The sequence below is a fragment of the Lapillicoccus jejuensis genome (genome assembly GCF_006715055.1).
GTDB classification, from domain to species: domain Bacteria; phylum Actinomycetota; class Actinomycetes; order Actinomycetales; family Dermatophilaceae; genus Lapillicoccus; species Lapillicoccus jejuensis.
On record NZ_VFMN01000001.1, the window covers coordinates 2,034,559 to 2,047,061 of the forward strand.

At 74.5% G+C, this 12,503-nt stretch carries 15 protein-coding genes; 11 read left to right on the forward strand and 4 right to left on the reverse strand.

Going from position 1 to position 12,503, the window contains the following annotated elements; all coding sequences use genetic code 11:
* Positions 1-84 precede the first annotated feature (84 nt).
* Positions 85-465 (reverse strand): DsrE family protein, encoded by a 381-nt coding sequence (locus FB458_RS09685; RefSeq protein ID WP_246061142.1) that lies wholly within the window; start codon positions 463-465, stop codon positions 85-87.
* 46 nt (positions 466-511) lie between these two features.
* Here FB458_RS09685 and FB458_RS09690 point away from each other — a divergent pair, with 46 nt between their 5' ends.
* From FB458_RS09690 to ygfZ, 3 genes are read left to right on the forward strand one after another with little or no spacing between them, the layout of a single operon-like run.
* The gene (locus FB458_RS09690; RefSeq protein ID WP_141848313.1) at positions 512-1,012 is read left to right on the forward strand and encodes a heme-binding beta-barrel domain-containing protein; all 501 of its coding nucleotides are present in this window, start codon (positions 512-514) and stop codon (positions 1,010-1,012) included.
* A 38-nt stretch (positions 1,013-1,050) separates the two neighbouring features.
* Complete coding sequence (locus FB458_RS09695; protein WP_211355998.1) at positions 1,051-1,536, forward strand: Fur family transcriptional regulator; 486 nt, start codon at positions 1,051-1,053, stop codon at positions 1,534-1,536.
* Positions 1,533-2,570 carry a CAF17-like 4Fe-4S cluster assembly/insertion protein YgfZ gene (ygfZ, locus tag FB458_RS09700; protein WP_141848314.1) on the forward strand — a complete coding sequence of 346 codons (1,038 nt, stop codon included), beginning with the start codon at positions 1,533-1,535 and terminating at the stop codon, positions 2,568-2,570. The genes FB458_RS09695 and ygfZ overlap by 4 nt, the downstream gene beginning before the upstream one ends.
* 93 nt (positions 2,571-2,663) lie before the next feature.
* Here the strand turns inward: ygfZ and FB458_RS09705 are convergent, their stop codons facing one another.
* The gene (locus FB458_RS09705; protein WP_246061143.1) at positions 2,664-3,497 is read right to left on the reverse strand and encodes a beta-keto acid cleavage family enzyme; all 834 of its coding nucleotides are present in this window, start codon (positions 3,495-3,497) and stop codon (positions 2,664-2,666) included.
* A 106-nt stretch (positions 3,498-3,603) separates the two neighbouring features.
* On the opposite strand from FB458_RS09705, the gene FB458_RS09710 reads away from it, so the two are divergent.
* The 6 genes from FB458_RS09710 (at position 3,604) to FB458_RS09735 (ending at position 7,230) form a co-directional block, all read left to right on the forward strand.
* Complete coding sequence (locus FB458_RS09710) at positions 3,604-4,068, forward strand: helix-turn-helix domain-containing protein (protein WP_141848316.1); 465 nt, start codon at positions 3,604-3,606, stop codon at positions 4,066-4,068.
* 29 nt (positions 4,069-4,097) lie between these two features.
* Positions 4,098-4,832, forward strand: coding sequence for a hypothetical protein (locus FB458_RS09715; protein WP_141848317.1), 735 nt, complete (start codon positions 4,098-4,100; stop codon positions 4,830-4,832).
* Positions 4,833-4,935: 103 nt separating this feature from the next.
* Positions 4,936-5,943, forward strand: a complete 1,008-nt coding sequence (locus tag FB458_RS09720) for an asparaginase (RefSeq protein WP_141848318.1) — start codon at positions 4,936-4,938, stop codon at positions 5,941-5,943.
* On the forward strand, positions 5,944-6,369 hold the full coding sequence (gene dtd, locus FB458_RS09725; RefSeq protein WP_141848319.1) for a D-aminoacyl-tRNA deacylase: 426 nt from the start codon (positions 5,944-5,946) through the stop codon (positions 6,367-6,369).
* A gap of 42 nt (positions 6,370-6,411) precedes the next feature.
* Positions 6,412-6,741 (forward strand): DUF2516 family protein, encoded by a 330-nt coding sequence (locus FB458_RS09730; protein ID WP_141848320.1) that lies wholly within the window; start codon positions 6,412-6,414, stop codon positions 6,739-6,741.
* Positions 6,742-6,816: 75 nt separating this feature from the next.
* Positions 6,817-7,230: a phosphomannose isomerase type II C-terminal cupin domain gene (locus FB458_RS09735; RefSeq protein ID WP_141848321.1), complete on the forward strand. Its 414-nt coding sequence runs from the start codon at positions 6,817-6,819 to the stop codon at positions 7,228-7,230.
* Here FB458_RS09735 and FB458_RS09740 read toward each other — a convergent pair.
* Complete coding sequence (locus FB458_RS09740; protein ID WP_141848322.1) at positions 7,218-8,048, reverse strand: class I SAM-dependent methyltransferase; 831 nt, start codon at positions 8,046-8,048, stop codon at positions 7,218-7,220. The genes FB458_RS09735 and FB458_RS09740 overlap by 13 nt on opposite strands.
* Before the next feature lie 172 nt (positions 8,049-8,220).
* Between FB458_RS09740 and mshA the strand changes: the two genes are divergently transcribed.
* Together mshA and FB458_RS09750 are read left to right on the forward strand one after the other, a co-directional pair.
* Entirely contained in the window at positions 8,221-9,483 is a 1,263-nt protein-coding gene (gene mshA / locus FB458_RS09745; protein WP_141850446.1) for a D-inositol-3-phosphate glycosyltransferase, read from the forward strand.
* A 3-nt stretch (positions 9,484-9,486) separates the two neighbouring features.
* Positions 9,487-10,044, forward strand: a complete 558-nt coding sequence (locus FB458_RS09750; RefSeq protein WP_141848323.1) for a type III secretion system chaperone family protein — start codon at positions 9,487-9,489, stop codon at positions 10,042-10,044.
* Positions 10,045-10,200: 156 nt separating this feature from the next.
* Here the strand turns inward: FB458_RS09750 and katG are convergent, their stop codons facing one another.
* Positions 10,201-12,435, reverse strand: coding sequence for a catalase/peroxidase HPI (katG, locus tag FB458_RS09755; protein WP_141848324.1), 2,235 nt, complete (start codon positions 12,433-12,435; stop codon positions 10,201-10,203).
* Between the last annotated feature and the right edge of the window lie 68 nt (positions 12,436-12,503).

Sequence of the window (12,503 nt, forward strand, 5' to 3'; positions counted from 1 at the left end):
TGGGGCACCGGTGCCCCACCGCACCGACGTCTGAGCGCGTCCAGAAGCAGCAACATGTGGGGTGTCCTGGAACGGACGCAAGCATCAGTAGACGAGTGCCTGCACTCCGGGGGCGAGGACCTCCTCGACGAACGCGGCGGCACCGGCGATGCGCGCGCCCGGCAGCAGGTCGTCCGGGGTGAGGTCGCGCCGGGCGGCGCACTGGCTGCACACCGTGACGACGGCGCCGCCGAGCAGCGCGTCGCGCAGGTCGGCGAGCGGGGCGGCGTGCGGCAGGTCGAAGGCCTCCGCCCGCCCGGGCACGACGAGGTACGTCGCCTCGCCGGTCAGCCACAGGCTCACCTCGGCCCCGGCGGCGAGCGCGGTCGCGGCGACGGTCACCCCCTGGGAGAAGCGCTCCGGTGCCTCGGCCCCGGCCGTGACCTTGACGACGAGGGGGCGCAGGTCGGCGGGGGAGGTGCTCACGGCGCCAGGCTAGGTCAGGCCACGGTCGCGGCTACGATCGTCGACCGTGTTCACCCTCGACGCGGACCTGCCCGAGCGCCTCGCGCCCCTCGCCTGGCTGATCGGCCGCTGGGAGGGGGTCGGCGTCGTCGGCTACCCGACCATCGAGTCGGTGAACTTCGGCCAGGAGGTCGAGTGCTCGCACGACGGCCGCGGGTTCCTCGAGTGGCGCAGCCACACCTGGCTGCTGGACCAGGAGACCGGCGAGAAGGTCCGCCCGCTCGCGACCGAGCTCGGCTTCTGGCGCCCCAGCGAGGACGGCACGGAGGTCGAGCTGCTGCTCACCCACCCGACCGGGATCCTCGAGATGTACTTCGGACCGATCAGGCCGGCCAAGCTCGAGCTGCGCACCGACAGCGTCGTGCGCAGCCCCTCGGCGAAGGAGTACAACGCCGCGACGCGGATGTACGGCCTCGTCGAGTCGCAGCTGATGTGGGTGATGGACATGGCCGCCGTCGGCCAGCCCCTGCAGAGCCACGTCTCGGCGACGCTGCAGCGGGTCGGCTGAGCAGCACGCCGTACGGCGCCCCGCTCTAGGCTGGGGGCGTGCCCGACCTCGGTGACGCCCTGCGGGCGCAGGGCAAGCGGATGACGCCCCAGCGGCGCCGGATCCTCGACGCCCTCGGGCGGCTCGAGCACGCCACCCCCGACGAGGTGGCCGCCGCGGTCGAGGCCGACGGCGGTCCGTCCCTGCCGGCGTCGACGATCTACCGCGGGCTCGAGGTGCTCGAGGAGCTGGGCTTCGTCGACCACACCCACCTCGACCACCGCGCCCCGAGCTACCACCTGGCCGGTCACAGCGACCACATCCACCTCGTCTGCCTCGGCTGCGGGCGGGTGGCCGAGGCGCCGGTCGCGGAGGCTTCCGCCTTCGTCGGGAATCTGCGGGCCGCCCACGGCTTTGACGCCGACGTGACCCACATGGCGGTCCACGGCTGGTGCGCCGACTGCCTGGCCCGGCCCGATGACGAGCCGCCCGCCGCGGACCACGAGCACCACCACCACCACCGACCCGACGAGAGCCACCCATGAGCACCCCCGCCGCCCCGACCACCGTCCGCTCGCCGCTGCTGGGCGCCCCCGGCGCCGTGGCCGGTGAGGGCGTCGACGCGCCGGTCGCCGCGCACTACGGCGACCCGATGCGGGAGCAGCGGCTGCTGGCCGAGGGCCTGGCCGTCGTCGACCTGTCGCACCGGCGCGTCCTCACCGTCACCGGACCCGACCGCCTCACCTGGCTGCACTCGCTGACGACCCAGCAGCTCGCCGGGCTGGCGCCGCGCACCTCCGCCGAGACCCTCGTGCTGAGCCCGAAGGGCCACGTCGAGCACGACCTGCACCTCGTCGACGACGGGGAGACGACCTGGGTGACGACCGAGCCGCAGGACGGCGAGCCGCTGCGCGCCTGGCTGGACTCGATGCGCTTCATGCTCCGCGTCGAGGTCGCCGACGTCACCGACCGCTTCGCCGTCCTCGGGGAGCCGTACGGCGTCGAGTCCGCCCCCGGCGAGCCGCTCGCCTGGCGCGACCCGTGGCCCGCCCTGGTGGGGGACACGGCGGCGTACGGGCCGGTCGAGGGCCACCCGGGCGCGGACCGGACCTGGCGCGAGCTCATCGTGCCGCGCGAGGGGCTGGCCGCGGCGGTCGGCGACCGGCCGCTGGCCGGGTCGTGGGCGGCCGAGGCGCTGCGCGTCGCTGCGTGGCGGCCGCGGCTCGGGTTCGAGACCGACCACCGCACGATCGTCCACGAGGTCGACTGGCTGCGCACCGCCGTCCACCTGCACAAGGGCTGCTACCGCGGGCAGGAGACCGTCGCGCGGGTGCACAACCTCGGCCGGCCGCCGCGGCGGCTCGTCTTCCTGCACCTCGACGGGTCGGGCCACGTCCTGCCCGAGCGGGGCAGCGAGGTCGTCCTCGACGGCCGCGCCGTCGGGTTCCTCACCTCGGTCGCCCGGCACCACGAGGACGGCCCCATCGGCCTCGCCCTGGTCAAGCGCAGCACCCTCGTCGACGCGACCCTGTCCGTCGCCGGCATCGCCGCCGCCCAGACCGTCGTCGTCACCCCCTGAGGGACGCACCGCAGCAGGACACCCCACATGTTGCTGGGATGGACACGTCCATCCCCAGCAACATGTGGGGTCCTCGGTTCCTGGAGGTGGGCGTCAGCGGCGCTTGACGTGGAGCAGCTCGCGCGCCTGGGTCGTCGTCATCGGCGGGCGCTGCAGGATCGTCGCGACCTCGGCGGCGCGCGAGACCAGCTCGTCGTTGTGCTGGACCGGGCGGCCCTTGGCGTAGACGAGGTTGTCCTCCATGCCGACCCGCAGGTGGCCGCCACCACCGAGGGCGGCGGCGAGCACGGGCAGGTGGGTGCGCCCGATGCCGGTGGCGGACCAGCTCGTCACCTGCGGCGGCAGCATCGACACGGCGGCGGCCACGGCCTGCGCCGTGCCGGGCATCCCGCCGGGGACGCCGGTGACCAGGTCGACGTGCACCGCGCCGCCGTACGGCAGTCCCTCGGTGTCGAGCAGCCGGCGCAGCGCCGCGACGTGGCCGAGGTCGAAGAGCTCGAACTCCGGCACGATCTCGCGCTCGACGCTCTGCCGGTAGAGCTGCACGACGAACGGCCACGGGTTGAGGAAGACGTCGTCGCCGAAGTTCGTCGTGCCGCAGGTGAGCGAGCACGAGTCGGGCTCGGCGTCGAGGACGGTCAGCCGCAGGTCCAGCGGGTCGTGGACCGACCCGCCGGTCGAGAGCTGGACGACCAGGTCGGTCGTCTCGCGGATCGCGTCGACCGAGGCCTTGAGCAGGCCGTGGTCGAGCGTCGGGCGGTGGTCGGCGTCGCGGATGTGCAGGTGGATCATCGACGCCCCGGCCGCCTCGCAGCGGACGGCGGTCTCGACGAGCTCCTCGAGGGTGGTGGGGAGCTGGGGGGCGTCGCTCTTGGCGACCTCGGCGCCGGTGGGCGCGACGGTGATGAGGGTGGCAGCGCTGCTCATGGGCGTCATCCTGCCGGGTGCCCGAGGGGAGTTCCCACCGCGGCTGTGGGTCAGGTCACGCTGCCTCGAGTTTGCACTTGCTAACTCCGGCAAGCAGACTGGAGGCATGAGCAAGCTGTCGCCGCACGAGCTGGGGGCGTTCCTGCGCGAGCAGCGCCAGTCCGCCCAGCTCTCGCTGCGCCAGCTGTCCGACCTCGCCGGCGTCTCCAACCCCTACCTCAGCCAGATCGAGCGGGGCCTGAAGAAGCCGAGCGCCGAGATCCTCCAGCAGCTCGCGAGGGCGCTGCAGGTCTCGGCCGAGTCGCTCTACGTCCACGCCGGCATCCTCGACGCCGTCCCCGCCCCGGCGGGCACCCCCGGCGTCCTCGAGGCCATCGCCGCCGACCCCGCGCTGACCCCGCGCCAGCGCGCCGTCCTCACCGACGTCTACGTCTCCTTCGTCGGCGTGGCGGCCGAGCCGGCCGCCGCCGCGCAGGAGCCGGACGAGGACGCCACCGACCCGGACCCGACAGGGTCCCCGCGCAGCGCACCGTCGCGCCGGCGCACCCGCACCGCACGACCGACCCGCTGACCGCAGCACCCACGTCCAAGGAGGACACCATGGCCCGCACGCCCGACCTGAAGAAGACCGCCACCGACGCCGGCGAGGCCCTCGTCGGCCTCGTCGACCTCGCCGTCGCCCGCGTCCGCGACGCACAGGCGCAGACCGTCGCCACCACCCGCGCCATCGGCCAGATCGACCCCAAGGGCGTCCAGCGCGAGCTCGTCGCCCAGGCCGACCGGGCCGTCAAGCAGGCGGTCAACGCGCCGTCGTACGCCGTCCAGCGCGCCCAGGCCCTCGTCACCCAGGTCGAGGGCGACGCCAAGGCCCGCGTCGGCCAGCTCGAGGAGCGCGGCGAGAGCCTGCTCCAGCGGCTGCGCACCCAGCGCGCCACCAAGGACCTCGTCGCCCAGGTCGACACGACGATCGCCCTCGGGCGCGGCGCCGTGACGACCGCCCGCAAGGCCGTCGACGCGACGACCTCCTCGGCCAAGGCCACGCTGACGACCGCCCGCCACGGCGTCGAGGAGACCGCCGCGACGATCGAGGACGTCGTCGCCGACGACGTCGAGACCGTCGTCGAGGCGATCAAGGACGACGCCCCGGCCGTCGAGCCGGTCGCGAAGGAGACGGTCAAGCGCACCCGTACCGCGGCCAAGCGCACGAGCACGACCGCCCGCAAGAGCGCCGCCCGCACCACCTCGCGCGCCAAGGCGACCACCACGGCCGCCAAGAAGACGACGACCCGCGCCCGCAAGGCCGTCGCCGACGGCGCCGCGAAGGTCGGCGACTGACCGCACGCCGTACGGCGCCCCGTACGGCGCCGGCGCACCACCTCGTGATCGCCCGGACGGCCCCGTGCCGTCCGGGCGCTCGCGTGCTGGGACACTGACCGCCGTGACCGAGCCCGCGACCGCCGCCTCCCCGTCCGTCTCGCCCGCCCTCGCGCAGGCGCCCGTCCTCGCGCACGTCGTGCGCGGCGGGGTCGTCGAGAGCGTGCACCGGGCCAGCGTCGTCGTGACCGCCGCCGACGGGTCGACCGAGTGGGTGCTCGGCGACGCCGACGGGATGGTCTTCCCACGCTCGTCCAACAAGCCGCTGCAGGCCGTGGCGCTGCTGCGCGCCGGCTGGGACCCGACGCCCGAGCAGCTGGCCCTGGCCTGCGCCAGCCACCTCGGCGAGCCGTTCCACCTCGAGACCGCCCGCGGCACCCTCGCCGCCGCCGGCCTCGGTGAGGGCGACCTGCAGAACACCCCCGACTACCCGATCGACGAGCCCTCCCGGCTGGCCTGGATCCGGGCCGGCCACGACAAGGAGGCCATCGCGCAGAACTGCTCCGGCAAGCACGCGGGCATGCTCGCCGCCTGCGTCGCGGCCGGGTGGGACGCGGCGTCGTACCGCGACCCCGAGCACCCGCTGCAGCAGCTGGTCACCCGCACCGTCGAGGAGCTCGCCGGGGCGCCCGTCGAGGCGGTCGTCGTGGACGGGTGCGGCGCCCCGCAGCACGGGTTCCCGCTCGCCGGGCTCGCCCGCGCGTTCGGCCGGGTCGCCGCCGCCGCGGAGGGGACCCCCGAGCGGCGGGTCGCCGACGCGGTCGGCGCGCACCCCGAGCACGTCTCCGGCACCGGTCGTCCCGCGGCCCGCCTCATCGCCGCCGTCCCCGGGCTGGTCGCCAAGGAGGGCGCGGAGGCGGTGTTCGCCGTCGGCCTCCCGGACGGGCGCGGCGTCGCGGTCAAGGTCGTCGACGGCGGCGCGCGCGCCGCCTCGGTCCTGCTCGCGGCCGCGCTGCGCCGGGCCGGGCTCGGCGCCACCACCGAGGAGCAGGCCGCCCTCGCCGCCCTCGAGGACGCGCCCGTCCTCGGGCACGGCGAGCGCGTCGGCGCCGTCGTCGCCGTCGGGATCTGAGTGCGCGCCGTCCTCCAGCGGGTCAGCCGGGCGAGCGTCACCGTCGACGGCACGGTCGCCGGCGAGCTCGACCGGCCCGGGCTGCTGGCCCTCGTCGGCGTCACCCACGACGACGGCCCGGAGCAGGCGCAGGCCCTCGCCCGCAAGATCGCCGAGCTGCGCATCCTCGACGGGGAGCGGTCCGCGAGCGACCTCGACGCGCCCGTCCTCGTCGTCAGCCAGTTCACGCTCCACGCCGACACCCGCAAGGGGCGGCGCCCGTCGTGGAGCGCGGCCGCCCCCGGCCCGGTCGCCGAGCCGCTCGTCGAGGCCGTCGTCGCCGCGCTGCGCGAGCGGGGGCTCACGGTCGCCACGGGAACCTTCGGGGCCCACATGGAGGTTTCCCTGGTGAACGACGGCCCGGTCACGCTCGTCCTCGACGTCTGACGAACCCGCCGTCCCCCGACACCCGACCCCTAGGCTGGAGCCATGGACGTCTTCTCCACCGTGCAGGGCACCCTGCTCCTCGTCCTCGGCGTGGTCGCCCTGGCCTGCGAGGTGTTCGCCCTCGTCGACGCCCTGCGCCATCGCCCGGACGCCTACACGGCGGCCGGCAAGCGGACGAAGACGTTCTGGACGATCGTGCTGGCCGTCGCGCTGGCGGTCGGCATCATCACCGTCTTCAACGTGCTCGGCTTCGTCGGCATCATCGCCTTCGTCGCCGCCGCGGTCTACCTCGCCGACGTGCGCCCCGCCCTGCGCCAGGTCAGCGGCCGCGGCGGTCGCTCCTCGTCGTCGGGCCCCTACGGACCCTGGTGACCGCCGTCGGCGCGGTGCGGCACACTGTGCCGCACACCGCACCGGCCTGACGGCCGCACCAGCAGCTGGGGAGCCATGAGCCAGGACGTCACCGACGCCATGCACACGCCGGACGAGTACGACGGGCCCGACCCGCGCAACCCGACGGCCGACATCTTCAGCGCCCAGCGACCGTGGGGCGGCTTCCAGCAGTTCGTCTCCAACGAGCAGGTGACGGTCAAGATCATCACCGTGCAGCCCGGCCACCGGCTCTCCCTGCAACGCCACGAGCACCGCGGCGAGATGTGGACGGTCCTCGACGGGCCGATGGACATCACCGTCGGCGAGCGGACCTGGGTCGCGCAGCCGGGGGAGGTCATCTGGGCCCCGTCCGCCGAGCTGCACCGGATGGGCAACAGCGGCGACGCGCCCGCACGGATCCTCGAGGTGGCCTTCGGCCACTTCGACGAGGGCGACATCGAGCGCCTCGAGGACGACTACGCCCGCTGAGGGTCCGCGGGGGCGGTGAGGGGGGCGACCGCCGCCCACGCCACGCCCACCTCGCCCAGCCGCCAGCGGCCCGGCCCGTCCTGGACCGGCCAGCCCTGGTCCCGGACGGCGCCCACGGCCGACACCCAGCGCTGCCGGACGCCGTACGACGCCAGCGGGGCCGCGACGTCCCACGCCCGGTCGAGCGCGGTGAGCCAGTCGTGCACCCGCTCGCCGGGGACGTTGCGGTGGATGAGCGCCTTGGGCAGCCGCTCGGCGACGTCCGAGGGGCGCTCGAGCCCGGCCAGGCGCAGCGAGAGGGTGAGCGTGGCCGGGCCGTCCGCGTCGAGAGCCACCCACGCGTGCCGGCGGCCGAGCTCGTCGCAGGTGCCGTCGACGACGAGGCCGCCGGGCGTGAGCCGCTCGCGCAGCCGGTCCCACGTGGCCGGGACGTCCGACTCGTCGTACTGGCGCAGGACGTTGCTCGCCCGCACGAGGGTCGGGCGCTCGCCGTCCTCGAGCGGGACCTCGAAGCCACCGAGGCGGAAGGTCAGCCCCGGGCGCTCGAGCGGGCGGCCCGCCTCGACCCGGGCCGGGTCGATCTCGATGCCGACGACCCGCACGTCGGGCCGGACCCGGCGCAGGCGCTCGTGCAGCTCGACGGCGGTGACCGGCGAGGCGCCGTACCCCAGGTCGACGACGACCGGTGACCTGGGGGCGCGGCGCAGCCGCCAGGCCTGCGGCCCCGCGAGCCAGCGGTCGAGCCGGCGCAGCCGGTTGGGGTTGGTCGTGCCGCGCGTGACGACGCCGACCGGTCGGGTCGGGGTGCTGCGCGCCACCCCGCGAGCCTACGGCGACCCACTCGAATCGGATTCGCTCCGCTCGGCTCGGGTCACGACGGGAGCCGGGCGGACCGAATCCGATTCGCGGGGGCTCGGGGGCGGGGGGAATGGGGGTCGGGGGAGCGGTGTTGGCGCGGTCGTGCCGCCGTCCCCGATCCGTCGCGTCGCGATGCTCAGCGTGCACACCTCACCGCTCGAGCAGCCCGGGACGGGTGACGCCGGCGGCCTCAACGTCTACGTCGCCGAGACCGCCCGCGAGCTGGCCGCCCGCGGGGTCGAGGTCGAGGTCTTCACCCGCGCGACGACCGGGTCGCTGCCGCCCGTGGTCGAGATGACGCCCGGGGTGCAGGTGCGCCACGTCGTCGCCGGCCCGTTCGAGGGGCTCGGCAAGCACGACCTCCCCGGCCAGCTGTGCGCCTTCGCGGCCACCGTCATGCGGCAGATGGCCGTCCACCCCGACGGCTGGTACGACGTCCTGCACAGCCACTACTGGCTCTCCGGCCAGGTCGGCTGGCTCGCCGCCGACCGGTGGGACGTCCCCCTCGTGCACACCATGCACACGATGGCGCGCGTGAAGAACGCCGCGCTCGCCTCGGGCGACAGCCCCGAGCCCCCCGGACGCGAGATCGGCGAGGTCCAGGTCGTCGAGGCCGCCGACCGGCTCGTGGCCAACACCGACCGCGAGGCCCGCGAGCTCGTCGAGCTGTACGACGCCCAGCCCGACCGGGTCCGCGTCGTGCCGCCCGGGGTCGACCTGTCCGTCTTCACCCCCGGCGACCGCACCGCGGCCCGGGCCGCCGTCGGCGTCCCGGACGACGCCGTGCTGCTGCTCTTCGTCGGCCGGATCCAACCGCTCAAGGCGCCCGACGTGCTGCTGCGGCTGGCCGCCGAGCTCGTCGCCCGTGACCCCGGGCTGCGCTCGCGGCTCGTCGTCGGCGTCCTCGGTGGGCCGAGCGGCAACGGCCTGGCGCGCCCCCGCGCGCTCGAGGAGCTGGCGGCGCGGCTCGGGATCCGCGACCTCGTGCGGTTCGTCCCGCCGGTCGACCGGGCCACGCTGGCCCGGTGGTACCGCGCGGCCGACGTCGTCACCGTGCCGTCGCACAACGAGTCGTTCGGGCTCGTCGCCATCGAGGCCCAGGCCTGCGGTACGCCGGTCGTCGCGGCCGCGGTCGGGGGGCTGCCGGTGGCCGTCGGCGACGCCGGGGTGCTCGTGCCGACCCACGACCCGGCCGACTGGGCCGACGCCGTCGGCGCGCTGCTCGCCGACCCGGCCCGCCGCGCGGCGCTCGGCCGGCGGGGCGTCGCGCACGCCGCCGGTTTCGGCTGGGGGACGACGACCCAGCGACTGCTGGAGGTCTACGCGGAGGCCCGTACGGCGCGCCGTACGGGTGCGACGACGCTCGCGGGCGTCCCGACCGCCGTGGTTCCCTGAGGCGTGACCACCAGCGAGACCACCGCCCCGCCCACCGACGACGAGGCGGTCGCGGCCGCCGCCGAGACCGTGCTGCGCGACTGGCTCGGCGAGAACGACCTCGAGTGGGAGCTGGGGGGTCGGCGCGGTGAGTACGTCGTCACGCTGCCCGGGGAGAAGAAGCTCAAGACCGTCGTCTCGGTCGTCATCAAGCCGCGGCAGACCAGCGTCTCGGCCTTCGTCATCCGCCACCCCGACGAGAACGAGGGCGAGTTCTACAAGGCCCTGCTGCGCCGCAACCTGCGGATGCCCTCGCTCGCCTACGCGGTCGACGCGTCGGGCGACGTCTACGTCAAGGGGGAGGTGCCGACGGCCGGCGTCGACGCCGAGACGGTCGACCGGCTCCTCGGCGTCGCCCTCGACGCGGCCGACTCACCCTTCGACGACCTGCTCGTCATCGGCTTCCTGTCCTCGATGCGGAAGGAGTGGGCCTGGCGGGTCTCGCGCGGCGAGTCGCTGCGCAACCTCGAGGCCTTCCGCCCGCTCCTCGAGCGCGCCGGCGACCCGCCCCCCGCCGACTGAAGGACGAACACCCCACTTGTTGCTGCTCCTTGACCCACCGGTGGACGGCCCGCCGCCCGCGGATCGGTCAAGAAGCAGCAACACGTGGGGTGTCCTCCCACGCACGCGGAAGGGGCGGGAGCCGCTGGCTCCCGCCCCTCCGTCGTGCCTATCGCGTCAGCGGTGCAGGTCGAACCGGTCCGCGTCCATGACCTGGACCCACGCGTCGACGAAGTCGCGGACGAACTTCTCGTGCGCGTCGTCGGCGGCGTAGACCTCGGTGAGGGCCCGCAGCTCGGAGTTGCTGCCGAAGACGAGGTCGTTGCGCGTCCCCGTCCAGCGGGTCGCCCCGCTCGCGTCGGTGGCCTCGAAGACCGTCGCCGTCGCGCCGCCGACCCCGTGCCACTCCACGTCCATGTCGACGAGGTTGGTGAAGAAGTCGTTGGTCAGCTGCCCGACCCGGTCGGTGAGGACGCCGTACGACGACCCCTGGTAGGTCGCGCCGAGGACGCGCAGCCCGCCGACGAGCACGGTCATCTGCGGGGCGCTGAGGCCGAGCAGGTTGGCCTTGTCGACGAGGGTGAACTCCGCCGGCAGGTGGCTGCCCTTGCCGAGGTAGTTGCGGAAGCCCTCGGTCTGCGGCTCCATCCAGGAGAACGACTCGACGTCGGTCTGCTCCTGGGTGGCGTCGGTGCGGCCCGGGTGGACCGGCACGGTGACGGAGACGCCGGCGTCCTGCGCCGCCTTCTCGACCGCCGCGGCCCCGCCGATGACGACGAGGTCGGCGAAGCTGACCTTCTTGCCGCCGGTCTGCGCCGCGTTGAACGACTGCTGCACGCCCTCGAGGGCGGTGACGACGGTCGCCAGCCGGCCGGGCTCGTTGACCTCCCAGGACTTCTGCGGCTCGAGGCGGATGCGGCCGCCGTTGACGCCGCCTCGCTTGTCGCTCCCGCGGAAGGACGACGCGGCGGCCCACGCGGTCCACACCAGGTCGCTGACGGAGACGCCCGTGGCGAGCACCTGCTTCTTCAGCTCGGCCACGTCGGCCTCGGAGACGAGCTCGTGGTCGACGGCCGGCACCGGGTCCTGCCACAGCAGCTCCTCGGCCGGGACCTCGGGGCCGTGGTAGCGGTCCTTCGGACCCATGTCGCGGTGGGTCAGCTTGTACCAGGCGCGGGCGAAGGCGTCGGCGAACTCGGCCGGGTTCTCGTGGAAGCGGCGCGAGATCTTCTCGTAGACCGGGTCGACGCGCAGCGACAGGTCGGTCGTCAGCATCGTCGGCTGGCGGCGCGGCGAGTCGGGGCTCGGGCCGGGGACGGTGCCCTCACCGGCGCCGTCCTTCGGGCGCCACTGGTACGCGCCACCCGGGCTCTTGTGCAGCTCCCACTCGTACTGGAAGAGGTGGTCGAAGTAGTCGTTGCTCCACCGGGTCGGCGTCGTGGTCCAGGTGACCTCGAGGCCGGACGTGATGGCGTCCTGGCCCTTGCCGGTGTTGTAGCCGTTCTTCCACCCCAGGCCGAGCTGCTCGATCGGCGCGCCCTCCGGCTCGGCCTCGACCAGCTGCGGGTCACCGGCGCCGTGGGTCTTGCCGAAGGTGTGCCCGCCGGCGATGAGCGCGACGGTCTCCTCGTCGTTCATCGCCATCCGCTTGAACGTCTCGCGGATGTCGTGCGCGGCGAGCAGCGGGTCCGGCTTGCCGTTGGGGCCCTCGGGGTTGACGTAGATCAGGCCCATCTGGACCGCGGCGAGCGGGTTCTCCAGCTCGCGGTCTCCGTGGTACCGCTCGTCGCCGAGCCAGGTGCGCTCGGGGCCCCAGTAGACGTCGTTGTCGGGCTCGTAGACGTCGGTGCGACCACCGGCGTAGCCGAAGGTCTGGAAGCCCATCGACTCCAGCGCGACGTTGCCGGCGAGGACGATGAGGTCGGCCCACGACAGCTTGCGCCCGTACTTCTTCTTGATCGGCCACAGCAGGCGGCGGGCCTTGTCGAGGTTGCCGTTGTCGGGCCACGAGTTGAGCGGGGCGAACCGCTGCTGTCCGGTGCCGGCACCGCCGCGGCCGTCCTGGACGCGGTAGGTGCCCGCGGAGTGCCACGCCATCCGGATCATCAGGCCGCCGTAGTGGCCGAAGTCGGCCGGCCAGAAGTCCTTGCTGTCGGTCATGAGGGCCGTGAGGTCGGCCTTCACCGCCGCGAGGTCGAGGGTGTCGAACTCCGCCGGGTAGTCGAAGTCCTCCTCCATCGGGTTGGCGGTGACGCCGTGCTTGCGCAGGACCGCCAGGTTGAGCTGGCCGGGCCACCACTCGTGGTTGCTGCCGCCAGCGACGGGCTCGGGCATGCGGTCGCCGTGGGCGACGGGGCACACCCCCGCCTCGGACTCGTTGAGGTTGCCCTCGCGGGTGTCGTGCTCGGTCACGTCAGGTCCTTTCCTGGTGAACGGTCGTGCTCTGTCGGGGGACGAGAGGGGCAGGTGGGGACGCCGTA

Excerpts from the sequence above, each read along its gene's own strand:
- mshA (WP_141850446.1), top strand. The coding sequence starts at position 8,221 with ATGCTCAGCGTGCACACCTCACCGCTCGAGCAGCCCGGGACGGGTGAC.
- FB458_RS09735 (WP_141848321.1), top strand. The coding sequence starts at position 6,817 with ATGAGCCAGGACGTCACCGACGCCATGCACACGCCGGACGAGTACGAC.
- ygfZ (WP_141848314.1), top strand. The coding sequence starts at position 1,533 with ATGAGCACCCCCGCCGCCCCGACCACCGTCCGCTCGCCGCTGCTGGGC.
- FB458_RS09705 (WP_246061143.1), bottom strand. The coding sequence starts at position 3,497 with ATGAGCAGCGCTGCCACCCTCATCACCGTCGCGCCCACCGGCGCCGAG.
- FB458_RS09710 (WP_141848316.1), top strand. The coding sequence starts at position 3,604 with ATGAGCAAGCTGTCGCCGCACGAGCTGGGGGCGTTCCTGCGCGAGCAG.
- FB458_RS09715 (WP_141848317.1), top strand. The coding sequence starts at position 4,098 with ATGGCCCGCACGCCCGACCTGAAGAAGACCGCCACCGACGCCGGCGAG.
- FB458_RS09730 (WP_141848320.1), top strand. The coding sequence starts at position 6,412 with ATGGACGTCTTCTCCACCGTGCAGGGCACCCTGCTCCTCGTCCTCGGC.